The sequence below is a fragment of the Kibdelosporangium philippinense genome (genome assembly GCF_021390435.2).
Classification (GTDB): Bacteria; Actinomycetota; Actinomycetes; order Mycobacteriales; family Pseudonocardiaceae; genus Kibdelosporangium; species Kibdelosporangium philippinense.
The window spans coordinates 128,447-152,035 of the sequence record NZ_JAJVCN010000004.1 but is presented as its reverse complement, the minus strand read 5'-3'; the positions used below and the strand labels follow the sequence as shown (position 1 = coordinate 152,035).

General features: G+C 65.1%; 23 protein-coding genes. 12 read left to right on the top strand and 11 right to left on the bottom strand.

Annotated features, from left to right (window positions below; translation table 11 throughout):
* Positions 1-183 precede the first annotated feature (183 nt).
* Both LWC34_RS43610 and LWC34_RS43605 read left to right on the top strand, forming a co-directional pair.
* Positions 184-1,239: a YihY/virulence factor BrkB family protein gene (locus LWC34_RS43610; protein ID WP_233731184.1), complete on the top strand. Its 1,056-nt coding sequence runs from the start codon at positions 184-186 to the stop codon at positions 1,237-1,239.
* 175 nt (positions 1,240-1,414) lie between these two features.
* The gene (locus tag LWC34_RS43605) at positions 1,415-4,513 is read left to right on the top strand and encodes an efflux RND transporter permease subunit (protein ID WP_233731183.1); all 3,099 of its coding nucleotides are present in this window, start codon (positions 1,415-1,417) and stop codon (positions 4,511-4,513) included.
* Between the two features lie 93 nt (positions 4,514-4,606).
* Here the strand turns inward: LWC34_RS43605 and LWC34_RS43600 are convergent, their stop codons facing one another.
* The gene (locus LWC34_RS43600; protein WP_308200221.1) at positions 4,607-4,849 is read right to left on the bottom strand and encodes a DUF3039 domain-containing protein; all 243 of its coding nucleotides are present in this window, start codon (positions 4,847-4,849) and stop codon (positions 4,607-4,609) included.
* A 48-nt stretch (positions 4,850-4,897) separates the two neighbouring features.
* Between LWC34_RS43600 and LWC34_RS43595 the strand changes: the two genes are divergently transcribed.
* The 5 genes from LWC34_RS43595 to LWC34_RS43575 all read left to right on the top strand — a co-directional run bounded on the left by LWC34_RS43595 (position 4,898) and on the right by LWC34_RS43575 (position 8,231).
* Positions 4,898-5,707 carry a sporulation protein gene (locus LWC34_RS43595; protein WP_233731182.1) on the top strand — a complete coding sequence of 270 codons (810 nt, stop codon included), beginning with the start codon at positions 4,898-4,900 and terminating at the stop codon, positions 5,705-5,707.
* 49 nt (positions 5,708-5,756) lie between these two features.
* Positions 5,757-6,005, top strand: coding sequence for a type II toxin-antitoxin system Phd/YefM family antitoxin (locus tag LWC34_RS43590; protein WP_233731181.1), 249 nt, complete (start codon positions 5,757-5,759; stop codon positions 6,003-6,005).
* On the top strand, positions 5,992-6,375 hold the full coding sequence (locus tag LWC34_RS43585) for a type II toxin-antitoxin system VapC family toxin (protein ID WP_233731180.1): 384 nt from the start codon (positions 5,992-5,994) through the stop codon (positions 6,373-6,375). Before LWC34_RS43590 ends, LWC34_RS43585 begins: the two co-directional genes overlap by 14 nt.
* Positions 6,376-6,459: 84 nt before the next feature.
* Positions 6,460-7,380, top strand: a complete 921-nt coding sequence (locus LWC34_RS43580; protein WP_233731179.1) for a pseudouridine-5'-phosphate glycosidase — start codon at positions 6,460-6,462, stop codon at positions 7,378-7,380.
* Entirely contained in the window at positions 7,377-8,231 is an 855-nt protein-coding gene (locus LWC34_RS43575; RefSeq protein WP_233731178.1) for a carbohydrate kinase family protein, read from the top strand. Before LWC34_RS43580 ends, LWC34_RS43575 begins: the two co-directional genes overlap by 4 nt.
* Here the strand turns inward: LWC34_RS43575 and LWC34_RS43570 are convergent.
* The gene (locus tag LWC34_RS43570) at positions 8,228-8,599 is read right to left on the bottom strand and encodes a DUF3099 domain-containing protein (RefSeq protein ID WP_233731177.1); all 372 of its coding nucleotides are present in this window, start codon (positions 8,597-8,599) and stop codon (positions 8,228-8,230) included. The two genes, LWC34_RS43575 and LWC34_RS43570, sit on opposite strands and share 4 nt — an antisense overlap.
* Before the next feature lie 55 nt (positions 8,600-8,654).
* Here LWC34_RS43570 and LWC34_RS43565 point away from each other — a divergent pair, with 55 nt between their 5' ends.
* The 3 genes from LWC34_RS43565 (at position 8,655) to LWC34_RS43555 (ending at position 11,759) form a co-directional block, all read left to right on the top strand.
* Positions 8,655-10,130, top strand: coding sequence for a N5-glutamine methyltransferase family protein (locus tag LWC34_RS43565; protein ID WP_233731176.1), 1,476 nt, complete (start codon positions 8,655-8,657; stop codon positions 10,128-10,130).
* On the top strand, positions 10,127-10,549 hold the full coding sequence (dtd, locus tag LWC34_RS43560) for a D-aminoacyl-tRNA deacylase (protein ID WP_233731175.1): 423 nt from the start codon (positions 10,127-10,129) through the stop codon (positions 10,547-10,549). The genes LWC34_RS43565 and dtd overlap by 4 nt, the downstream gene beginning before the upstream one ends.
* A gap of 232 nt (positions 10,550-10,781) precedes the next feature.
* On the top strand, positions 10,782-11,759 hold the full coding sequence (locus tag LWC34_RS43555; RefSeq protein WP_233731174.1) for a sigma-70 family RNA polymerase sigma factor: 978 nt from the start codon (positions 10,782-10,784) through the stop codon (positions 11,757-11,759).
* 441 nt (positions 11,760-12,200) lie between these two features.
* Here LWC34_RS43555 and LWC34_RS43550 read toward each other — a convergent pair whose 3' ends face one another.
* Positions 12,201-12,734 (bottom strand): hypothetical protein, encoded by a 534-nt coding sequence (locus tag LWC34_RS43550; protein WP_233731173.1) that lies wholly within the window; start codon positions 12,732-12,734, stop codon positions 12,201-12,203.
* Between the two features lie 91 nt (positions 12,735-12,825).
* On the opposite strand from LWC34_RS43550, the gene LWC34_RS43545 reads away from it, so the two are divergent.
* Both LWC34_RS43545 and LWC34_RS43540 read left to right on the top strand, forming a co-directional pair.
* On the top strand, positions 12,826-14,484 hold the full coding sequence (locus tag LWC34_RS43545; protein ID WP_233731172.1) for a fumarate hydratase: 1,659 nt from the start codon (positions 12,826-12,828) through the stop codon (positions 14,482-14,484).
* The gene (locus LWC34_RS43540) at positions 14,469-15,383 is read left to right on the top strand and encodes an aminoglycoside phosphotransferase family protein (RefSeq protein ID WP_372496828.1); all 915 of its coding nucleotides are present in this window, start codon (positions 14,469-14,471) and stop codon (positions 15,381-15,383) included. Before LWC34_RS43545 ends, LWC34_RS43540 begins: the two co-directional genes overlap by 16 nt.
* Here the strand turns inward: LWC34_RS43540 and LWC34_RS43535 are convergent.
* From LWC34_RS43535 to LWC34_RS43500, 8 genes are all read right to left on the bottom strand, one after another.
* Positions 15,364-16,233, bottom strand: coding sequence for a nuclease (locus tag LWC34_RS43535; protein WP_233731170.1), 870 nt, complete (start codon positions 16,231-16,233; stop codon positions 15,364-15,366). The two genes, LWC34_RS43540 and LWC34_RS43535, sit on opposite strands and share 20 nt — an antisense overlap.
* Positions 16,234-16,386: 153 nt before the next feature.
* Positions 16,387-16,806: a hypothetical protein gene (locus LWC34_RS43530; protein ID WP_233731169.1), complete on the bottom strand. Its 420-nt coding sequence runs from the start codon at positions 16,804-16,806 to the stop codon at positions 16,387-16,389.
* A gap of 56 nt (positions 16,807-16,862) precedes the next feature.
* On the bottom strand, positions 16,863-17,987 hold the full coding sequence (locus LWC34_RS43525) for a hypothetical protein (protein WP_233731168.1): 1,125 nt from the start codon (positions 17,985-17,987) through the stop codon (positions 16,863-16,865).
* A complete protein-coding gene (locus LWC34_RS43520) occupies positions 17,981-19,255 on the bottom strand; it encodes a glucarate dehydratase family protein (RefSeq protein WP_233731167.1) in 1,275 nt (424 codons plus the stop codon). The genes LWC34_RS43525 and LWC34_RS43520 overlap by 7 nt, the downstream gene beginning before the upstream one ends.
* Before the next feature lie 4 nt (positions 19,256-19,259).
* Entirely contained in the window at positions 19,260-20,165 is a 906-nt protein-coding gene (locus LWC34_RS43515; RefSeq protein ID WP_233731166.1) for a 5-dehydro-4-deoxyglucarate dehydratase, read from the bottom strand.
* Positions 20,166-20,189: 24 nt separating this feature from the next.
* Positions 20,190-21,122 carry a carbohydrate ABC transporter permease gene (locus tag LWC34_RS43510; RefSeq protein WP_233731165.1) on the bottom strand — a complete coding sequence of 311 codons (933 nt, stop codon included), beginning with the start codon at positions 21,120-21,122 and terminating at the stop codon, positions 20,190-20,192.
* The gene (locus LWC34_RS43505; protein ID WP_233731164.1) at positions 21,119-22,078 is read right to left on the bottom strand and encodes a carbohydrate ABC transporter permease; all 960 of its coding nucleotides are present in this window, start codon (positions 22,076-22,078) and stop codon (positions 21,119-21,121) included. The genes LWC34_RS43510 and LWC34_RS43505 overlap by 4 nt, the downstream gene beginning before the upstream one ends.
* The gene (locus LWC34_RS43500; RefSeq protein WP_233731163.1) at positions 22,075-23,382 is read right to left on the bottom strand and encodes a sugar ABC transporter substrate-binding protein; all 1,308 of its coding nucleotides are present in this window, start codon (positions 23,380-23,382) and stop codon (positions 22,075-22,077) included. Before LWC34_RS43500 ends, LWC34_RS43505 begins: the two co-directional genes overlap by 4 nt.
* Positions 23,383-23,589 lie beyond the last annotated feature (207 nt).

The following is a 23,589-nucleotide window of genomic DNA, read 5'->3' as shown; positions in this document are numbered from 1 at the left end:
GGGCTTCGCCAGCCTACCTTCCGGCCGCCGCGCGTGCCGCGCGGTCACTGCTCGGCAGGCGGGTCGAGTCGGCTAAATCACCGTCCATGGACCATGCTTGGCTGCCATGAGCGAGCTTGCGAGCGAATCATCGACACAGTGAACTCGCTCATGCGACGAAGGTAACCACAGCGAAAGGCAGGCATGAGCGACCAGCATCCGCCTCCGACCAACGGCGTTGCACCGCGCCGGGGTCCTGGTGGGCTGGTCAAACGCACTTTCAAACGGGCGTGGAACGGCAGCATCTTCTCCGAGGCCGCCGAAGCCGCGTTCTGGCAGACGCTCTCGCTTCCGCCGCTTCTCCTCGGTCTGCTCGGCAGCCTCGGTTACATCTCCGGCTGGTTCGGCCCGCACATCCTGGACGAGGTCCAGGACCGGATCGTCGGTTTCTCGTTCACGATCTTCAGCGACAACGTGGTCCGCGACATCGTCACGCCGACGGTCGACGACATCCTGCGCACCGGGCGTGGCGAGGTCGTGTCGATCGGTTTCCTGATCTCGCTGTGGGCCGGGTCGTCCGCGATGGCGTCGTTCGTCGACGCGATCACGTCCGCGCACGAGCAGTACACCGTGCGTAACCCAGTGTGGCAGCGGATCTTCGCGCTCCTGCTGTACATGATCAGCTTGGTTGGCTTGATCATCGGGCTGCCGCTGCTGGCTCTCGGCCCGGACATCCTGCCGAACTTCTTCCCGTCGTCGTGGCGCGAACAGGTCTCGTTCTACGTGGACCTGTTGTACTACCCCACTCTCGGAATTCTCGCGTTGCTCGCGGTAACGACGTTGTACAAGCTCGCGCTGCCGCGGAAACTGCCGTGGCACCGTGGTTTGCCTGGCGCCGTGCTCGCGGTAGTGGTGTTCATGCTCGCGAGCAGCCTGCTGCGCTTGTACATCGCGTGGATCACCACGACCGGCTACACGTATGGCGCGCTCGCCACGCCGATCGCGCTGCTGCTGTTCACTTTCTTCATCGGGTTCGCCATTGTGCTCGGCGCTCATTTCAACGCCGCGATCCAGGAGTTGTGGCCTGCCAAGATGACCAGGCGCCAGCGACGCCGGTGGCGGCGGCTGGAGATGGAACGCGTCGCCGAGCATATCCGCTCCGAGAAAACCCGCACCACCACCAACAACAGTGACAACACCAGGGCGCCGGAGCTCGGCCGGACGGAGTCATCCTCCCGGCCAACGAGAACTCATCCCTAGGGACGACTCGAAAGTCACGCCATAGGTGCATGCTCACCGGCGCGGCCTGTGACAGGCTCTGGGACATCGCCCCAGGGGCACCGGGCGATGTGTTCGCAGGAGCCTGCGCCCGCGCGGGAGGGCAACCCGTCGCCGGACGCAGGCTCCGCACATTTGCCGGAGGGGTCGAAGTCACGTGTGGTCGCTCGCGCGATTAAGTCTTGCCAACCGGAGCCTGATCGCCCTGATCACGCTCGCCGTCATCGGGTTCGGCGTCTTCGCCGTGCCGTCGCTCAAGCAGCAGCTGTTCCCCTCGATCCAGCCGCCGACCGCGGTGATCGTGGCGCCGTATCCCGGCGCGGCGCCGGACGCGGTCGCCGCACAGGTGACCGAGCCGATCGAGAGCAGCCTGCAGGGCGTCGAAGGCCTTGAGCAGGTCAGCTCCGACTCGGCCGAGGGTGTGGCGTCGATCGTGGCGCGGTTCAGGTTCGGCACGGACATGGACCGCGCGGTCGACCGTATGCAGCAGGCAATCAACCGGCTCGGCACGCAACTGCCCCAGAACATCCGGCCGACCGTGACCGCGGGCAGCACATCGGACTTCCCCGCGGTCGTCCTCGCCGCGGGGACAACCGGGGATCAGCAGAAGCTCGCGGACCAATTGGCCGCGGAAGCAGTACCAGAGCTGAAGAAGATCACAGGCGTGCGTGACGTCAACGTCACCGGCGCCGCCAAGGAAACAGTCACGGTCACGCTGGATTACGCCAAGCTCGCGATCGCCGGAGTGCAACCGGCCGCGTTGATATCGGCGCTGCAATCGGTCGGCAAACCGGTTCCGGCAGGCGCGCTCACCGACGGCGACCGGACGTTGACCGTTCAGGTCGGCGCGCAACTGGAGTCCGTGGATTCCTTGCGGAACATGTACTTGGCCGGTCAGCGTCAACCGGTCCGGCTCGCGGACGTCGCGACAGTTGAATCGCAGTTGGCCACTGCGACATCGGCGACCTCGGTGACACGGACCAACGGCAAGCCGAGCCTCGGCATCGCGATCATGATGACCACCGACGGCAACGCGGTCGACATCTCCAAGGCAGTGCGGGACAAGCTGACCAGCCTGCGGCAGACGACCGGCGCCGAGCTGACCGTGATCTTCGACCAGGGCCCGTACATCGAGGAAGCGGTGAACGGCCTGACGACCGAGGGCCTGCTCGGTCTCGGGTTCGCGGTGCTGGTGATCCTGCTGTTCCTGCTGTCCGTCCGGTCCACTTTGGTCACCGCGGTGTCCATCCCGTTGTCGGTGCTCGTGGCGCTGCTGGCGCTGTGGACCGGCGACCTGTCGCTGAACCTGTTGACGTTGGGCGCATTGACAATCGCGGTCGGCCGCGTGGTCGACGACTCGATTGTGGTGCTGGAGAACATAAAACGGCATCTGGCGTACGGCGAAGGCAAACAACGCGCGGTGCTGGACGGCGTGCGCGAGGTCGCTGGCGCGGTGACCGCGTCCACGCTGACCACGGTCGCGGTGTTCCTGCCGATCGCGTTCGTCGGCGGCTTGACCGGGCAGCTGTTCTCGCCGTTCGCCATCACGATCACGGTGGCGCTACTGGCTTCCCTGCTCGTCTCGCTGACGATCGTGCCGGTGCTGGCGTACTGGTTCCTCAAGCCGCCCAAGGCAGACGAGGACGCCGCCGCGATCCGTGAGCGCGCCGATGAGAAGGAACGGCGCAGCGTGATGCAGCGCGGTTACGTGCCGGTGATCGGGTTCGCCACGAAGTACCGGTGGACGACGTTGCTGATTGCCTTGGTGATACTGGGCGGCACGTTCGGCCTACTGTCCAGATTGGACACCAACTTCCTCGACTCCGGCTCGAACAGCGTGAACATCAGCCAGACCCTGGCGCCCGGCAGCAGTATCGCCACCCGCGACGAGGCGGCGAAGAAGGTCGAGAGCGTGCTGGCGTCGACAAGCGAGGTCGAGGCCTACCAGGTCACGATCGGCTCGGAACCGGGCTTCACCGGCCAGGTCTCCTCGGCCAACCGCTACCAGGTGACGTTGCGCAAAGGCAGCGACACCAAGGCCGTTGAACAGAAACTCACCGGGGAGCTGGCCAGCCGCCCGGGCATCGGCGAGGTCAAAATCGGTGCCGAGGCAAGCGGTTTCGGCAGCAGCAACGTGAGCGTGACCGTCAACGCGCCGACCGACGAGGCATTGCGTGCGGCGACTGAGCAGGTACGTCAGAAGCTAGCGGGCGTCGGCGGATTGTCCGAGGTGACAAGCGATCTGGCCGTGAGCGCGCCCCGCGTACAGATCGATGTGGACGAGCGTGCCGCCGCCGCGGCCGGGCTCACCGCGGACGCGGTTGGCCAACTGGCCAGCCAGGCGATCGCCGGGTTCCCGGTCGCTGAAGTGTCCATCGCGGGCGAGCGTCAGCAGGTCGTGCTGCGATCGGGCACGCCGCCACGGGATGTTGCCGCGATCAGGGCGTTGCCGCTGGTCACACCGACCGGAATCGTGCCGCTCGAGCGGATCGCGAAGGTGCGGACGGTCGAGGGCCCGGTGGTGATCAAGCGCAGTGACTCCCAGCGCAGCGCGAATGTGACGGCGAAGCCGGTCGGCAAGGACCTCGGCACGGTGAACCGGGAGCTGGACGCGGCGCTGAAGGGCCTCACGCTCAGCGGCGGTGCGACGTACGCGATCGGTGGCGTGAGCGCGGATCAGCAGGAAGCGTTCGCTGACCTCGGGCTCGCGCTGCTCGCGGCGATCGTGATCGTGTTCTCGATCATGGTGGCCACGTTCCGCAGCTTCGTACAGCCGTTGATCCTGCTGGTGTCCATCCCGTTCGCTGCGACCGGCGCGTTCGGCCTGCTGCTCATCACGGACACCGCGCTCGGCCTGCCCGCGATGATCGGGTTGCTGATGCTCGTCGGCATCGTGGTGACGAACGCGATCGTGCTGATCGACCTGGTCAACCAGTACCGCAGGCAAGGAATGGGGATTCAGGAGGCGGTGATCGAGGGCGGCAGGCGCAGGCTGCGGCCGATCCTGATGACCGCGGCGGCGACCATCTTCGCGCTGGCGCCGATGGCGCTCGGCGTGACCGGCGAGGGCGCGTTCATCGGCAAGCCGCTCGCGCTGGTCGTGATCGGTGGCCTGGTCAGCTCGACGTTGCTGACGCTAGTGCTCGTGCCGACGCTCTACACGATGGTCGAGCGGGTCAAGGAGCGGTCGCGCAACCGCCGCGACGCCAAGCGGGCACCTGCATCAGAACCGCGCATCCCGGCAGGCGTGGACTGATTTGCCGTGAAGGTCACCCTCGCGGCGTTAGACGCGCGAGGGCCTCCCTTGACGCGTTGAATGCAGCAAGGGCGACCTTCACGGCATCAAGATCTAGGAGTCTTTGCCCGGGTCCAGCGTGTCGAAGATGCGCTTGCACTCGGGGCAGACCGGCGAGCCCGGCTTCGGTGAGCGGGTCACCGGGAACACCTCGCCGCACAGCGCGACCACCACGGTGCCCATCACGGCACTCTCGGCGATCTTGTTCTTCTGCACGTAGTGGAACATCTTCGGGGTGTCGTCACTCGTCTGATCACGGGTGTCGACATCAGGCAGCGTCTGGGTGGAGGTACTCACGACACCAATTCTGCATCAAAGCTCCGGCGATCCTGGTTAGATGCGCGCATGTTCTCCAAGGTGCTGGCGAGTTTCGGGCAGGGCGGTGCCAAGGTCGACGCGCAGTTGCTCGACCACAACGTCCGGCCAGGCGGGCCATTACGCGGCCAGATCATGCTGGTCGGCGGCCAGGTTGATCAAGAAGTGCAAGGACTGGGCGTGACCCTGCTCGCCAGGGTCGAACAAGCCGACGTGCGCGGGGACGTGTCACTGGTGGACATGCCGTTCCAGAACATCAACCTGGCGAGCAACGCGATGGTGCGGGCCGGGCAGACGCTGACGGTGCCCTTCGAGGTGCATCTGCCGTGGGAAACCCCGATCACGACAGTGCTCGGCAAGCACCTGACGGGGATGGCGATCGGCCTGCAAACCGTGCTCGACCTCGGCGGATCCATGGTCGATCCACAGGACATCGACGCGATCGCGATCGAGCCGCTGCCTGCTCAGCACCGGATTCTCGATGCCTTCGCGAGGCTGGGATTCCAGTTCCGGGCTGGCGCGCTGGAGAAGAACAAGATCACTGGGCTTGATCAGCAGTTGCCGTTCTACCAGGAGATCCGGTTCGCCCCGAGTCCCGCTTTCGCGCAGGCGTTCCTTGAGGTCGCGGTGACTTTCCTTGCCGGGTCGTCCGGCATGCAGGTCGTGCTGGACGTGCAGAAGAAGGTCCGGGTTGGCAAGGGCAGCGGGCTTGGGCCGCAGGGTCGTCCGTTCATCGGAGCTTTCCCGGTGGACTACGCCAAGGCCGGGGCAACGAACTGGGAACAGCAAATCGAAGGATGGCTGCGTGAAGTAGCCAGGCCACGGGCGATCTTCGATTAGACATAACCCTAGCTGGACTTAGCTAAGTCTAGCTAGGTACCATACGGGTGTGACCGTAAACGTCAACATCCACGAGGCGAAGACTCATCTGTCCCGACTGCTCGAAGCGGTCGCGAACGGTGAGCGTGTGGTCATCTCCAAGGCAGGCAAGCCGGTCGCCGATCTTGTTCCGCACCAACGCACTCCGGTCGTCATCGGCGGGCTCAAAGGGGAGCTGAGCTACGACGACAACGCGTTCACCGGCACGGATCCGGATATCCAGAAGATGTTCTACGGTGACGACAGTGCTGCTTCTTGACAGCCAGGTCGCGCTGTGGTTGCTCGACGACAGTCCGAAGCTCGGAAAGCTTGCGCGCGAACGGATACTGGCCGCTGACGGAGTACACGTGTCGGCGGCCACCGTGTGGGAACTCACGATCAAGTCGATGCTCGGCAAGCTCACGATTCCGGACAAATTCAGTGATCTGCTTGTCGAGCAAGGCCTGACGATCCTGCCGATCACGGGTGAGCACGCCGAAGCGTTGACAGCGTTCCCGGAACTGGCTCGTCACGATCCGTTCGACCGGCTGATCATCGCCCAGGCCAGCCTACTCGGGCTCGACCTGCTCACCGCCGACCACGTGCTACTTGCTCTGGGACGCACGTTCGTCATCGACGCCACAAAGTAATCGCGAACCGTTGGGGCAGTGGCCACTGCCCCAACGGGCGGACGCGAGTGGACCTTTGGCTGCCCGCCCGGAAAGAATGCGTCCGTGACCAGTATCGCCATCGCTGACGAAGTACGCGCCGCGCTCGCGGCGGGTCAGGGTGTTGTCGCCCTGGAAAGCACGATCCTCTCCCATGGTTTGCCGCCCGGCCGTAACCGCAAGGTGGCCGAGCGCCTCGAAACCGTCGTACGGGAGGCAGGGGCGATCCCGGCCACGATCGCGGTCCTCGACGGCAAGATCCGAGTCGGCCTCGACAGCCAGCAGATCGACCGGGTCTGTGCGGCCGAGGGACTGGTCAAACTCTCCAAGCGGGACCTCGGCCCGGCGATCGCCATGAACCAAGACGGCGCAACAACCGTCGCGAGCACCGCGGCGATCGCGCATGCAGCGGGCATCAAGGTCTTCGGGACCGGCGGGCTGGGTGGCGTGCACCTACCACTTCCCGGCAAGCACACCTCGTGGGACGTGTCGGCCGACCTCGACGCGCTCGCCGAAACCCCGGTGCTCGTCGTCTCATCCGGGGTGAAGTCGGTCCTGGACATCGAGGCCACCCTCGAGCTGCTGGAAACCCGCTCGGTGCCGGTCATCGGCTACCAGGTCGACCACTTCCCCGCCTTCTACCTGCGGGAATCCGCGTACAAGCTCCCCTGGCGGGTCGATACGGCCAAGCAGGCCGCTGACATCGTGCACGCACACCTGCACATGCCAGGGAACTCAGGAATTCTGCTCGCCAACCCCATCCCTGCTGAGTACGAGATGGACCGCGAGCTGCACGATCGCCTGTTGGCCGATGGGGTCAGGCTGCTCGACGAGCGCGGCGTGCAGGGTCGTGACGTCACCCCTGTCCTGCTTGAGCACTTCCACACCGCGAGCAGTGGCGTGAGCTTGGACGCCAACGAGGCGCTTGTCGTGTCCAACGTCACCCTCGCCGCGCAGATCGCTGCCGACCTGGCGGCACGTCAATGACCATCCTCGTTGTCGGGGACGCTGGCCTTGACGTGGTGGTGCTGCCGAACAGCGAGATCGTCTACGGCGGCGACACCTCCGCCCAAGTTCGGATCACGATGGGCGGCGCGGGCGCGAACACCGCGACCTGGTGTGCCCAGCAGGGCGCGGACGTTGTACTGGTCGGGCGTATCGGTGATGACATGGCTGGCCGTCAGGTGCTCAGCAATCTCTCGGCTGCCGGCGTGCGGTGTGAGCTCGCGGTCGATCCGAACGCGGCGACGTGCTGTGTCGTGATCATGGTCGACAAGACCGGGCAACGGACCATGCTCCCCGATCATGGCGCGGGTGCGTGGCTTCAGCCCGGCGATCTACGGCCCGAGCTGCTGGAAACCTCGAAACACCTGCATCTTTCGGGGTACATCCTGCTCGACCCACAGTCGCGGGACGCGGGTCTGGCGATGCTGAAAGCCGCGCACGACAAGGGCTTGACCACGTCTGTCGACCCGCAGTCGGCCGCTTTGATCCACGATCCTGGCCAGTTCCTTGACTGGATCAAGGGCGTCGATCTGTTGCTGCCCAACGAAGATGAGCTCGCGCTGCTGTCCAAGGACCATCGCCTGTTCGACTACGTCACCGCGGTCGCGGCCACCGCTGGATCTGCTGGGGCCAGCTGGGCCGATCGCACCGGGACGGTGTCCGTCCCGGCCGAATCGGTGTCCTGCATGGATTCGACGGGCGCCGGTGACGCTTTCAACGCCGGTTTTCTGACCGCATGGCTGGCCGGTGCGGCACCGGAAGCGGCTTTGCGGGCAGGCGTCGGTGCGGCGAGCATAGTCGTCAGCGGGATCGGCGCGATTCCGTTGAATTAACCCTCGATTATTTGGTGGTTGTTCGAGCGCTCGAGCACAGTGGTACTCGGAACGCCTTGTTCGTGCTTGTAGCGCTTGAACCGCTTCGCTTTGCGCGGCGGACGGTCGTTGGCGATCAGCACGGCTGCCCACGGCAGCGGGATCGACAACACCAGGAACCCGAGCGCCAGCCACCACGAGACCTGGGCGAAGATCAACGCCAGGAACAAACACGGCAGACGCAGGCCCATCATGGTCAGGTACTTGCGTTTGCGTGCGGCCTGTTCGTCGTTGAACGACGGCGCGGCCTCGGTGATCAGTACCGGGGTGTCGCTGCGCTCATCAGGGTTCTTCGCTGAGCTGTTCACAACACCACCTCCACGCCCCATCCTGCCACTCCGGGCCCGAAGCGACACGGGGCCCCAGCCGTGAAATTATTCCACGGTGGCCGATGATCTTTCCCCAGAGTTCTGTTCCGCTCTGCGGAACGCCTTCGAGCGCGCCGGCTACGACGCTGACGGAGTACTGCGCCTGATTGGTGAGTCCGCACACGCCGCGCTTGGCCGCGGCGAACCGGAGCCCGCCCGCCGCGCGACCAAGGACGGCGCCGAGCTGGGCACGCTCATCCGACTCTTCCTGCTCGGTGACGAACTGCCCGAACAGGAAGTAAAGGGCGTCCTGCCGTGGCCGGAGTCGGTCGCCACCGGACTCGTCCGGGTGAGCGGCGAGCGCGTACGCGCCGGGCTGGACGTACGCCCCTACGCCGACGACCAAGGCTCGTGGTGGGTGTTCGCGGACCTGGACTCCGACCAGCTCGGCTCCGAGGTGCCGGTGGACCACGTGCTGGGCGTCGGGCACGCGTCGCTGAGCCTGGCTCGCGCGACCATTCGCCGTCCAGTTGGAACGGTCCTGGATCTCGGTACTGGCTGTGGCGTGCAGGCGTTGCACGCCTCCAGACACGCGAGAACCATTACCGCGACTGATTTGTCCACCCGCGCCTTGATGCTCGCAAACGCGACATTCCGGATCAATGGGCTGGACGTGGAGACGCGCCAAGGCAAATGGTTCGAACCGGTGACTGGCCGACGGTTCGATCAAGTGGTGTGCAATCCACCGTTTGTCGTCGGACCGTCCCGAGTCGACTACACGTATCGCGATTCCGGACTCGCTGGTGACGACGCGAGCGCGCTCGTAGTCGCCGCGCTTCCGGAATATCTGACACGCGGCGGAGTGGGCCAATTGCTCGCGTCGTGGCTGCATTTGCCGGGCCAGGACTGGGAAGAGCGCGTCACGTCATGGCTGCCCGGCGGGGTGGACGCGTGGTTCGTGCAACGAGATGTCGCCGATCCGGACCTCTATGTGGGCACGTGGCTGCGTGACGCGGGTATCGATCCACGTTCGGCCGAAGGCTCCGCGCGGGCCTCGGCGTGGCTGGACTGGTTCGCGGAAAACAAGGTCGCCGGCGTGGGCTTCGGTTTTGTGACGCTGCGACGGACTGATGGCGAACCACGGATCGTGTGCGAGGACTTGCGGCACGCGTTCGACGATCCGCTTGGCCAGGAAGCCGCGGGCTGGTTGGACCGGATCGACTGGCTGCGCGTGCATTCGTCACCTGACGCTCTGCTTCGAGCGCACTTGAAGGTGGCCGAATCGGTTGTCCTCGAAGAAGTTTCGTCACCTGGCGATGAAGGATGGGAAACCATCGTCCGTCGCCTGCACCGCACCGACGGTCCCGGTTGGCAGCACGAGATCGACGAACTCGTGCGCGCATTGCTAGCGGGATGTCGCGGTCTGTTGCCGTTGGGAGACTTGCTCGAATTGCTCGCCGCGGCGCACGGCGTGCCGACCGACGCGCTTATCGTCGCCGCGCTTCCGTTGGTGGATGAGCTTGTCCGGCATGGCATGTTGGTGCCAGCGTGAGGGCAGTCGCGGCACGCGTGCTCAGCGCGAGTGTGACTGTGGACAGTCGTGTCGTCGGGGCAATCGACGCGGGCCTGTTGGTATTGCTGGGCGTGCATACGGCGGATACGCCCGAAAAGGCAGCGATCATGGCCCGAAAACTCTTCGAGCTCCGGATTCTGCGCGACGAAGAGTCATGTGCCACTTCCGGTGCGCCACTGTTGGTGGTCAGTCAGTTCACCCTCTACGGGGAAACCCGTAAGGGTCGGCGGCCGTCCTGGATCAGCGCCGCACGCCCCGAACAGGCGGAACCCCTTGTCGGAGCAGTTGTGCGTGAGCTGCGCAATCGGGGAGCCCATGTAGAAACGGGTGAATTCGGGGCCATGATGGAAGTAACGAGTGTGAACGACGGACCGTTCACTGTCCTCGTCGAAATCTAAGGATTTTCTCAGCCACTGTGGACAGTGGTCATCTCTCAGGAATATCTCAGGCTCTGCGGCGCAACCGGTTGGTCGTCAGTGACGTCATCCAGTTTGAGAAAGCGGGAACGAATCTCGAACCGCTCACGTTTTCTCTAGTGTCCAACCAACGGGCAGCGAGGTCCCATCGGGACCGTGGTTCGTAGGTCGTGACACGAGCCACCGCCAGCCCGAGACAGGGGGAGGGAGTCCGATGACCGTCCCGCAGACTCTTGACCGCGATGTTCCTGAAGCCGCCGAACTGGACCTCGACGCACAGGGACCAGCGGCCGATTTGGTCCGCGTGTACCTCAACGGGATCGGCAAGACCGCACTGCTGACCGCCGCCCAAGAGGTCGACCTGGCCAAGCGGATCGAAGCCGGGGTGTTCGCCCAGCACATGCTGGAGACCAACCCGCAACTGCCTGCCCAGCGCAGGATGGACCTCAAGTCGCTGATCCGCGACGGGCACGTGGCCAAGAACCACCTGCTCGAAGCGAACCTGCGACTGGTCGTCTCGCTGGCGAAGCGCTACACCGGGCGCGGCATGCCGCTGCTCGACCTGATCCAGGAAGGAAACCTGGGTCTGATCCGCGCGGTCGAGAAGTTCGACTACACCAAGGGGTTCAAGTTCTCCACGTACGCCACGTGGTGGATCCGCCAGGCCATCACGAGGGGCATGGCCGACCAGGGCCGCACCATCCGGCTGCCAGTCCACCTCGTCGAACAGGTGAACAAGCTGGCCAGGATCAAGCGCGACCTGCACCAGCAGCTCGGCCGTGAGGCCACCAACGACGAACTGGCCAAGGAGTCGGGCCTGAGCCCGAGCAAGGTCTCCGACCTGCTCGACCACGCTCGTGACCCGGTCAGCCTCGACATGCCGGTCGGAGCCGAGGAAGACGCCCCGTTGGGCGACTTCATCGAGGACTCCGAGGCGACCGACGCCGAGGGCGCGGTCATCTCCGGCCTGCTGCAGGACGACCTCCGTCGCGTGCTCGCGACGCTGGATGAGCGTGAGCAGCACGTCATCCGGCTGCGCTACGGCATCGATGACGGCCAGCCCAGGACCCTCGACCAGATCGGCAAGCGCTTCGGGCTGTCCCGCGAGCGGGTGCGTCAGATCGAGCGTGAGGTCATGTCGAAACTTCGCCAGGGTGAGCGCGCCGAGAAACTCCGGGCGTACGCGAGCTGACGAAGTGATGCAGGTCACCCGAACGGCACTGGCGCGACATGAGTTACGTCACGATACTGAGGCGGGCGTAACAAAGACTACGCAGTGCACGGGTCGAGTGACTTAAAGTAGTCAGACGGCGCAGTGTAACTGCTTTCCCCGGGAGGTCGCGGCGGTCGGGGGCTGGCGCGGCCTTCCGAACTCCTCGGCGGTTGCCCCTGTCCGCGGAAAGCGCGGACAGGGGCCTCGTCGTGTGATTTTGGGGGCCGAGCCCCCCAAACCCCCCACGGTGCGCGCTCCTTGCTTTCCAGCGTTGTCACGTTGGGTTTTGACCAGCGGGACGCGCTGACGCGCGGTCTCGGCTCACCTTGGGGAACTCTGGGGACGGGCTCCGCACGTCACGCGGCTGGCGGGATCACAGGGGTGCGATTCCTGTCAGCCCGTGACGGGCGGTCCACCGTTTCAGGCCAGCCGTGGCCCGAACTCCTCGAAGAGGCGCAGCTGCTCCTCGCCGGCCGGGATCGATACGTACGATCCGTCCGGGAAGTAGAGCCACAGTCGAGCGCGCCGCTTGTTGCCGACAACGATGAAGCGTTCAATTCCGCTCTCCCACAAGACCTTCATGTCCCACTCTGCCCGCACCACCACCGCGATCCGGTCACGGGCCAGCAGCGTGTACGTGGTGCTGCCCGGCGCGTTCGCCGCGCGCATCCACCGCACCGCGGCCGCGTCGAGGTCTGATCCGCGGATCAAGGTCTTTGGTCCCAGTGCCAACAGCCAGCGCGGGATCGGCGAGAGCACGCTGATGACGACGCCGAACACCAGGCCTTTGAGGTTCACGGCCGCACGCTTCGGCCTACCGCTGGGCCACAGGCCGGGGACACGGCAGCGGAAGTCGCGCACGTTGCAGACCGGCACGCAACGCGGCAGGACCTCCTCTGCCTGAATCGCCAGCAGCCGGGTCCGCCGTACGGGAAGATCGCCTGAATCGCTCATGTGACTCACTCAACGCGAGGTCGGCACGGCCGGTTCCGGGCGGAGCGGTAACGTCACAACAAGTTTCCGACCCGCGCGCAAAGGAGCCCGCGTGACCACCACCTCGTTCCAGTACACCGACGTGCTCCCGCTCGCCCCGGACACCACCACCGAATACCGGCTGGTGTCCGCTGAGGGTGTCCGAGTGATCGAAGCCGCGGGCCGCAAGTTCCTCGAAGTCGACCCGGATGTGTTGACCTTGCTCGCCAAGGAGGCCATCAAGGACATCCAGCACCTGTTGCGGTCGTCACACCTTGCTCAGCTGCGCGCGATCGTCGACGACCCCGAAGCGTCCGGCAACGACCGGTTCGTCGCGATGGACTTGCTGCGCAACGCATGCATCTCGGCAGGCGGCGTGCTGCCGATGTGCCAGGACACCGGCACGGCGATCGTGATGGGCAAGCGCACCGAAGGTGTGCTGACTGGCGGCACCGACGAACAAGCGTTGTCCCGCGGCATTTTCGAGGCGTACCAGGAGCTGAACCTGCGCTACTCGCAGATGTCACCCGTGACGTTCTGGGACGAGCGCAACACCGGCACGAACCTGCCAGCGCAGATCGACCTCTTCAACGCGCCCGGCACGGACCCGCGCTACGACTTCCTGTTCATGGCCAAGGGCGGCGGCAGCGCGAACAAGACTTTCCTGTACCAGGAAACCAAGGCGGTCCTGAACCCCAACCGGCTGGCCAAGTTCCTCGACGAGAAGCTGCGCAGCCTCGGCACGGCCGCGTGCCCGCCGTACCACCTCGCGATCGTCGTGGGCGGTCTGAGCGCCGAGCACAACCTGAAGGTCGCCAAGCTGGCGTCCGCGCGTTATCTGGACAACCTGCCGACCGAGGGATCCGCCCTGGGCAACGGGTTCCGGGATGTCGATCTTGAGCAGCAGGTGCTTGAGATGACCCGGCAGTTCGGCATCGGCGCGCAGTTCGGCGGCAAGTACTTCTGCCATGACGTTCGCGTGATCCGGCTCCCCCGGCACGGCGCGTCCTGCCCGGTCGGTGTCGCGGTGTCGTGCTCAGCCGACCGTCAGGCCAAGGCGAAGATCACGGCCGATGGCGTGTTCATCGAGCAGCTCGAGCGTGACCCGGCGCAGTTCCTGCCGGAGATCCACGGCGAGGATCTGTCCGAGCAGGTCGTGCAGATCGACCTGACCAGGCCGATGGCCGAGATCCGCGAAACCCTGTCGAAACTTCCCGTGAAGACAAGGCTTTCGCTGACCGGTCCGCTCGTGGTCGCGCGTGACATCGCGCACGCGAAGATCAAAGAGCGCTTGGACGCGGGCGAGCCGATGCCGCAGTACATGAAGGACCACCCGGTGTACTACGCCGGTCCGGCCAAGACCCCGGAAGGGTACGCGTCCGGCTCGTTCGGGCCGACCACCGCGGGCCGGATGGATTCCTATGTGGAGCAGTTCCAGGCCGCTGGTGGCTCGCTTGTCATGCTGGCCAAGGGAAACCGGTCGCGTCAGGTGACCGACGCGTGCCAGTCGCACGGCGGCTTCTACCTCGGTTCGATCGGCGGCCCGGCCGCCCGGCTGGCCAAGGACTGCATCCGCAAGGTCGACGTGCTCGAGTACCCGGAGCTTGGCATGGAAGCCGTGTGGAAGATCGAGGTCGAGGACTTCCCCGCGTTCATCGTGGTTGACGACAAGGGCAACGACTTCTTCGCCGAGACATCGGCACCCACACTTCAGATATCCTTCCGCAAGTGATCACCCTCCCGGAAGCCCTGGTCGAGTCCCTTCGCGACAACTTTCCCGAAGAATGGCTCGCCGGGCTTCCGGGATTGGCCGAGCGAATGCTCGGTCACTGGCAGCTCAGCATGGACGGGAAACCCATGCACGGCATGGCTTCCCTTGTCCTTCCGGTCGTCAGGGACGGCGTGCGGGCCGCGCTGAAGCTGCAACCCGTTGACTGGGAGCACGAAAGCGAACCGGTCGGGCTGAAGATCTGGGACGGCGACGGCATTGTCCGGCTGCTCGACCACGATCAGGACACCGGCGCGATGCTGCTCGAGCGCCTGGACGAGAACCGTCCACTGTCGACAATGCCGGACGACTTCGCGGCGACCGAGATCCTCGCCGAACTGTTGGCCAGGCTGACCAAGGTCCCTGGACCGTCGAACATCCGGCACCTCAAGGACATCGCAGCCGAAATGGTCGCGGACACTCCCTCGGCCGTCACCAAACTGTCCAATCCGGACGAACAACGACTGCTCCGCGACTGGGCCGCAAGGGTCGAGGACCTGCTCAGCGAACCCGGCGACCGGTTGCTGCACTGGGATCTGCAGTACGACAACGTGTTGGCGGCCGACCGTGAACCGTGGCTGGCGATCGACCCGAAGCCGCTCGTCGGCGACCCCGGCTTCGACATCATGCCCGCACTGGACAACCGGTGGGACGAAATGGTCGCGACCGGTGACGTGACCAAGGCCGTGCTCAAGCGCTTCGACCTGATGACCGAGGCGCTCGGCATCGACCGCGAGCGCGCGGCCGGGTGGACGCTCGGCCGCGCGCTGCAGAACTCGTTGTGGGACGTCGAAGACGGCGAAGACGCGCTGCAGCCGATGCAGATCGCCATCGCCGAAGCCGTTACTTCTCTTCGAAAATGAGGTCCTCCGGCGGCACAGTCAACCGGACCGTGTCGTCGTCGATCACCTCGACGACCGTGTCCAAACTGGTCCAGTGAGCGGTCGAAACGACGAACAAGCGGTCATCCTTCTGGTCAAGGAACTCCAGGAACCCGCCGAGCGACAGGTCGCCGTCGTTCAACGCGAGGTAATCCGCCAAGCGCCGGAACAACTTCGGCATCAGGACGAGGTCCTGGGACAACGAACGCGGCTGCGCGACCCGTGCGCCGGTCTGCGTGACATCCTTGGGCCACAAGCCAACTTGCTCGGCCCGTGCCGCCTTGGCTGCCTCGGCCATCGAGGTCCGCAGGTCCGGGAACAGCTTGAGGTAGAAGGTCGGATACGCCAGCCCGTGCGCGAGCTGGTGGTAGTTCACGGTCCGCTGGATCATCGGCACGTCAACGTGAATCTTCGTGCCGCTCTTGCCAGGCGCCTCGCCTTTGCCCGCGAACGCGACACAACGGCCGTAGACATCGGCAGTGCGCGTGAAGATATAGCCGGGCGCCTGCACCGGTTCAGACGCCGTGACCGTGCCGTCTTTCTGGCGGCGGACGACTTCGGTGAATCCAAGAAAGTCCAGCAGTTCAGCGGATGCCGCGTCGGCGAATCGCGGCGGTTGATGAGTTTCGCCGTCCTCGGTCCGGAAATGAGTTTCCAACGCGTCGATGCCGTCCAGCCGTAACTGGGCACCACCGCTCTTGTTACGACGGACTTTGCGCCCGCCTTCGACTTTGTTCCAGTCGTCGAGGTTGTTCGGATAGAACCGGACAGAGTCTCCGTCCGGCCGTGCCCCGACGATCCGGAAAGTGCCCTCGATCACCAACATGGCCATGGTGACGCTCTCCCTCGGCTGCTTCCCCCTCGTACACCGGGCATATCGGCGAACAGGGACAACAGTTAGGGCACTCACCCGAATGCAGCAACGGGTCTTTCCTCGTGAGTGGTTATCCGTGTTCTAACCCTGATAACCACTCACGACGGGTTTTCAGACCTTTCGTTGCTGATAGTCCAGGATGACCGGCCGCTCAGCCAAGGGTGCGTTCAGGTTCACGGTGAACGTCGGATACCGGATGTCCATCGTGCACATCTGCTCGGTGGACGGCGACGTCTCGACCATGGTCAGTACGACTTTCTCCGCACTCTGCTCACCGATCTCGACGCTGGCTCTCGTGCAGCCGCCTTCCTGCGCGGTGACGCCGATTCGGCTGCCGTCACCCTCGGTCCACACTTTTCTCGGGTAGCCCTCGGGGAGTTTGGCCGCGTCGAGTTTGGTCACCAGTTTGGCGCCTGGGGCTGGCAACTCGGGCTCAGACGTCGGGCTGGACTCGCTTGGCAGTTCCGAAGGCGGTGGTGCGGAGCCAGTCTGGGTCTGAGCACCGCACGCGGCACTCAGCGCAAGCAGCACACTGGCTCCGACTGTCGCTAGGTGTCTCATGCACCAAGGACGGAACCACCTACATCTCAGGTTGCACGAAGCGCGTTCACAGCTTCACGGATAGCGTCCAACCTGGCTTCCGACGCGAGTCCGGCGTGGTAGAGGTGGAATTCCTCGACGCCTTCCTCGGCAAGCGCCCGCATCTCGGCGAGCATGGCCTGCCCGTCGATCGGCTTGGGCGGCAATGCCAGTACATACCCGGCGATCCTGGTGTCCGGGGCGATCTTGCGCAGCGCCTGGATGTTCGGCGCGCTTGCCGCAGGCCCTGGCCAGGCCATCGCGACCAACGCGTCGACCTCGACGCCCAGTTCCGGCGCGACCGTGGCGAACGGACCGGTCGCCCACGGGTCGGAGTTGGCGTGCACGATCACCCGCGTGCCCGGCGCGAGTTCCCTGATCCGGTTCACGAGCAGTTTCCGCAGTTCAGCGGCAACCCCCGTACGGATCTCGGCAATCGACGCATCGAGGGGCATCTCATCCGGCTCGGCGGAATCAATGGCCGCACGGATCTGCGCACGCAACCCGTCAGCGTCCGGGTACTTGGCCGAGCACCCGGCACAGAAGCACACCGAAGCAAGCTTCTGCCGGATCGGGCCCCAGTCGGAGCCTTCGGTCTTCTCGTGGTGGCCGCCGTGCACGAACCCGAGCGCGCCACACGCCTCGAGGATGATCCCGTCCGGCGCGCCCAGCGCGATGATCTCCTCGACCAGGGTCAGGCAGTACTCCACGACATCCTGGTTGGACGGGCACAGCGCATACGGATACCGGTCGCCGAAAGCGTTTACTACGGTCAGATCCGGGTGCAGGTCGCCGAGACGGCTGGAGTGCGTGAGCACGGTCCACGCGTACACCGGCAGCCCGGCGGCCTTCAGCGCGTCACGCGCCGTGCGGTACGAATCCGCCTCGACCCACGAAGGCTCGGCGGGGCGCAAGCGCTTACCCTGCCAAGCTTCCTCACGGACCGGCAGATAGAACGCCGCGTGCCGGGCGTCGATCAACCGGTGCGAAGGGTGAAGCGGGGTCGCGGCCCGCACGGTGTGGTACGAGGCCGCCAAAGCGACCGCGTCCACACCCAGCGAGGCATACCGCGAAGCCGCGTCAGGATCGCCTACGACATCCCATGGATAGACGTGAGCAACCGCGTTTACCAACGGGGACGCCTCTTTTCGTACTCAGGGTTGAACTTCTGCATATAACCAGTGTCATCGCGCTTCAGCACGCCACACGTCCGGTAGTTCTCCGCCAGCCGCGCCAGAACGTCCCGGTCGAGCTCGATGCCGAGGCCCGGCCCCGACGGCACGGTCAGTGAACCGTCCTTGAAGGACAGCACACCCGGTTTGACCACGTCGTCGGCCGCGTTCCACGGATAGTGCGTGTCGCACGCGTACGTCAGGTTCGGCGTCGCCGCGGCCAGGTGCGTCATCGCCGCGAGGCTGATCCCCAAGTGCGAGTTGGAGTGCATCGACAGGCCGATGCCGAACGTCTCGCAGATCGCCGCGAGCTTGGCCGACCGTGTCAGACCGCCCCAGTAGTGGTGGTCGGACAGGATGACCTGAACGGCGTTCTGCTCAACCGAAGGCGCGAGGTGCTCGAACGACACCACGCACATGTTGGTGGCCAACGGCATCGACGCGACCTTGGCGACCTGCGCCATGCCCTCGATCTCCGGCGCGGGGTCTTCGAGGTACTCGACGATCCCGGCCAGTTCCTGAGCGACCTTGATGCTCGTCTCCGGCGTCCACGCGGCGTTCGGGTCCAGGCGCAGCGGCGTGTCCGGGAAGGCCTCCCGCAACGCCTTGATCGCCGCGATCTCCTGATCCGGCGGGAAAACACCGCCCTTGAGCTTGATCGACTTGAACCCGTACTCGTCGATCAGCTGCTTGGCCTGTGCCACGACACCGGCCGGGTCGAGCGCCGCGCCCCACTGGTCTGGCTGCTCGTCGCCGAGCTTTTCCGAAGGATGCCCGGCCCACTTGTAGAACAGGTAAGCGCTGTACGGAATCTCCGTACGGACAGGTCCGCCCAACAGATCGACGACCGGACGGCCGATCGATTTGCCTTGGATGTCAAGGCAAGCGACCTCGAACGGCGAGTACACCCGGTCGACCGTGCCCGGCGCGGAGAAGTTGCCGGTCAGGCCGTGCGTGTCGGAACCTGTGACACCGCCGAGTGCCTCGGCGACGCGCAGGTGCATCGGGCCGAGCGCGAACACGTCCAGCCCGATCAGCGACGGCACGACCTTGCGCAGCCGCTCGATGTGCGCGATGTCGCCGTAGGTCTCGCCGAGCCCGGAAACGCCTTCGTCGGTGTGCACCTCGACGATCGTGCGCAGCGCCCACGGTTCGTGCACACCGGCCGAGTTCAGCAGCGGCGGGTCACGAAAAGCGACTGGCGTAAGGACGATCTCGGTGATCTTCACGTATTCAGCCCTCCAGAGCGGCCCGTCCAGCGGCGATGATCCGGTCCAGTTCCTCGAGGTGCTCCGGCGACGGGTCGATCAGCGGCGCGCGAACGCCACCGACGTCCAGCCCGGTCTTGGTGACCGCGGCCTTCACCAGGGACACCGCGTAACCCGGCACCTTGTCCCGCAATTCGACCAACGGCCAGTAGAAGTCCGTCAGCAGCCGGTTGGTCTTCGCCACGTCACCAGAGGTCACCGCGTTGTAGAAGCCCAACGAGATGTCCGGCGCGAAGCAGAACACCGCGGAGGAGTACAACTCCACGCCGATGCCGCGGTACGCGGGCACGGTCAGCTCGGCAGTGGGCAGCCCGTTGAAGAACTGGAACGGTTTGTCCACTTGCGACCGGATGGCCAGCACGATGCGCTGCATCTGGTCGATGTCACCGAGCCCGTCCTTCAGGCCGATCACATTGGGCAGGCAAGCAACCTGTACGGCCGACTCCGGGGTGAACACAGCATTGTTACGTTGGTAGACGATCGTAGGAAGGTTGCTTGCCTGGCTCACCTCCTCGACGTACCGGACAAGTCCGGCCTGCGGCGAGGAAACCAAATAGGGCGGCAGCAACAGCAGCCCGTCCGCGCCGGCGGACTTGGCAGCGGCCGCGAACCGCTTCGCGATGGGCAGCGGGCCGCCCGCACCGGCGAACACCGGCACCCGGCCCGCGGTCGCTTCGACAGCGACCTTGACGACCTGCTCGAACTCGTCGACGTCCAGCGCGTTGAACTCGCCCGTCCCGCACGCCACGAACACCCCGCCGGGACCGGCGGCGACACCGTGCTTGACGTGCTCGGCCAGCACGTCCACGGCGACTCCCCCGGTTGCGTCGAAGGGGGTCACCGGGAAGAACAGCACTCCATCCAGTTGCATACTGACCTCAATCTCGACCGGCGATCAACCCTTGACCGCACCTGTGGTTATCCCACGCAGGAACGACTTCTGCAGCGACAGGTACACAATCAGGCTTGGTACCAACGCAAGCAGCGCGCCTGCCAGCACGATGCCCGGCCCCACCTCGATATCCGACCGCAGATCCGCCAGTGCGACGGTCAGCGTGTAGTCGGCGGGGTCATTGGCCACGATCCGGGGCAGCAGGTACTGGTCCCAGATCATGTTGAAACCGAACACCGCGATCACGGCGAGCGCCGGCCGGCAGAGCGGCAGGATGATCTGCGCGAAGACCCGCAGCTCACCCGCACCGTCCACCCTGGCCGCCTCCTCCAGCTCGACCGGGATCTCCTTCATGAACTCCGTCATCACGAAGATGGAGAACCCCCAGGCACCCAGGGGAAGGATGACCCCGAGCAGGGTCCCCCTGAGGTTCAGCTCGAACACCGGCAGGTCACCGATCACCAGCGACAGCGGGATCGCGATGACCTCCTCCGGCAGCATCATCGTCGTCAGGATCACCAGCATGATGATCGCCTGGCCACGGAACTTCTTGCGTGCCATGGCGTACGCGGCGAACACGCTGACAAGCAGCTGCAGCAGCAAGGCACCGCCCGCGATGAACAACGAGTTGGCGAAGTAGCCCCAGATGTTCTTGGCGCCGGCTTCCTCGTAGTTCTGCAGGGTCGGGTTGCCCGGCAGGATCGAGAGCTGCGTCGGGTCCCTGTTGACGTCGAACGCACCGGAGAACACCGTGATCAACGGTCCGGTGAAGATCAGGATTGCCAACGTGCACAACACGATCCGGATCGCCCGGCTGCCCCACGCGTTGCGGGCAGTCGACCAGCCAAGCGCGGTGTCCAGCCGCGCGGAGACTCCCGGCTTGCGCTTGGATTTCAGCCTGGATTGGCCGGCGCTGGTCCCAGAAGAAATCGTCACCGCGACTCCCTTGATCGACGCCACACCTGCACGACCACGGTGAGCAGGAACGTCACCAGGAACAGCATGACCGACGCGGCCGATGCCACACCTATGTCGTTCTTCTCAAAGCCTCGCGAGAACACGGTTGTCATCCACACCGAAGTCGCACCCGCGGGCCCACCACCGGTCAGCACGTACACCTCGGTGAACACTCGCAGGCCACGAATGGCCGCAAGGGTCAGCAGAATCGTGATCACGGGCCGCAGCGCGGGCAGCGTGACGTACCACAGGCGCTGGAAGACGTTCGTGCCGTCGATCGCCGCGGCTTCGTACTGCTCGCGGTCGATCCCGGCGAGACCGGCCAGGATCAGGACCATGTCGTACGGCGCGTGCTTCCAGATCCCGACCATCATGACCGAGGTCAAGGCGGTGTCCGGGTGGTCGAGGAACGTCGACGGACCGGCACCGACCCACGAGAGCACCTCGTTGAGGAAACCGTTGGGGTCAGGGAAGTACAGCACTCGCCAGATCTCACCGACGACCGCGGTCGCGGCAACCACCGGCAGGAACACCGCGGAGCGCACGAACCACAACGACTTCGCCTGTCCCTCAAGCAGAAGCGCGAGGAAGAAGCCAACGATCATCGCGCCGAACGTCTGACCGAACGCCAGGATCACCGTGTGGTACGCGGCTTCCTGGAACGCCGTGTCGTCGAAGACGGCCGTGTAGTTGTCCATCCCGATGAAGATGTCGCCGAGGAACGGCTGAACCTTGTACAGGCTCAGCCGGATGCCCTCGGCCATCGGGATGAACTTGAAGTAGAGGAACAACAACAGCGCTGGCGCCAGGAACAGCCAAGGGATCAGCACACGGAACGAGTGCTTGCCCCGTTTCGGCGCGGGCGCGGTGATACCGCTGCCCCGGGCGGGCTTGGTGTCGCCCGGGGCAGCGGTTGTCTCATGCGCAACCGTCACTGCTTGATGCCTTGCGTCGAGAGTTCCTTGCTCAGCTCACCGGCGAGCTTGGCCAGCTCACCCTTGGTGTCGGTGGTGCAGGTGAAGATCTTGTTCAGCGACTCCGAGGTCTTCTGCCGGAACGGCTGGAAGTTCGGCACCGCGGGGAACGGACGACCGGCGGACTCGTAGACCTGCTTGGTGGTGTCCCAGCGCGGGTCGTTGAGCACGGCCTTGACGTCGACGTTCTTGTTCACCGGCAGGCGGACCACAGGGGTCTCACCCGATTGCACCTTCATCCCGAGCTGCTGCGCTTCGGGCGTCAGCATGAACTCGACCAGTTTCTTCTGGCCAGCCTGGTTGGGCGAGCCAGCCATGATGTACATGTCCTCACCCTCACCGAGGACGGTGTCGCCACCTGGGCCCTTGGGGGCGGGGATGACCTCGTACTTGTCCTTGCCGAGGTTCTTGTCGAACCGGCTGAACATGTACGGGCCGGTGGTGTAGATGCCGACCTTGCCGGTCTCGAACAGCGGGTGCGCGTCGTTGGTCGTCAGCGTCAGCGCGTTCGGGTTCATCACCTTGCTGTCGCAGAACAGTCCGCGCATCCACTCGACCGACCGCTCGCTCTCCGGCGAGTCGATGGCCACCGAGAACTTGCCAGCGCCGTTGTCCTTGAGCACGTCGCCGCCGCCCTGCCAGAGGAAGCTCGATGCCCACCACAGCGTGTAGCCGCGGTCGGTGGTCGCCGGGGCGAGGATGCCGTAGGTGTCGGCCTGGCCGTTGCCGTCCGGGTCCTGCGTGGTGAAGGCCTTGGCCAGGTCGAGCAGTTCGGCGTGCGTGGTCGGGACCGCCTTGCCCAGCTTCTCGCGCCAGTCCTTGCGCACCAGGGTCACGTTGGCCTGCGTCGACCACGGCACGGCGCGGAACTTGCCGTCGGCGGTCTTGGCGTTGCCCCATGCCCGTTCGCTGACGTCGGCGGAACCAGCGATCGAGCTGCGGTCGACCTCGCCGACCAGGCCCTGCTGGGTGAACACCCCGAGCGAGCCGGTGTCGGTGATGACCAGGTCAGGCAGGTCCTTGTTGGCCGCCCGCTGCTGGATCTGCTTGTCGAAATCGTTGAAGACGGCCTTGTACTCGACCTTCTGGCCGGTCTTCTTGGTGAACTCCTCGAATATCCTCGTGTAAACCTTTGCAGCGGACTCCTGGCTGCGGGTCCAAACCTCAAGCGGTGCGTTCGGATCACCCTGTGGGGTGGAAGAAGGAGATGTCGATGTGCCACACCCGGTCAACACCGCAGCGACTGCTGTGGCGGCCGCGGTCACTTGGAGACCACGGGACGTGACAGACGATCTGAGTAACGAGCGCGAGACTGCGGTGTCCGGCATTGGACCACTCCGACCTGCTGAGGGGCGCTTCTTTTCACATATGCGAAGTTCGGTCGTACTTGTGAACCCGCGACCGGGACTGTAAGAATCGAGGCCGACTACTGTCAAGGACGCGTGACGGGGTTGTTGCCAAAGGAGGACCCA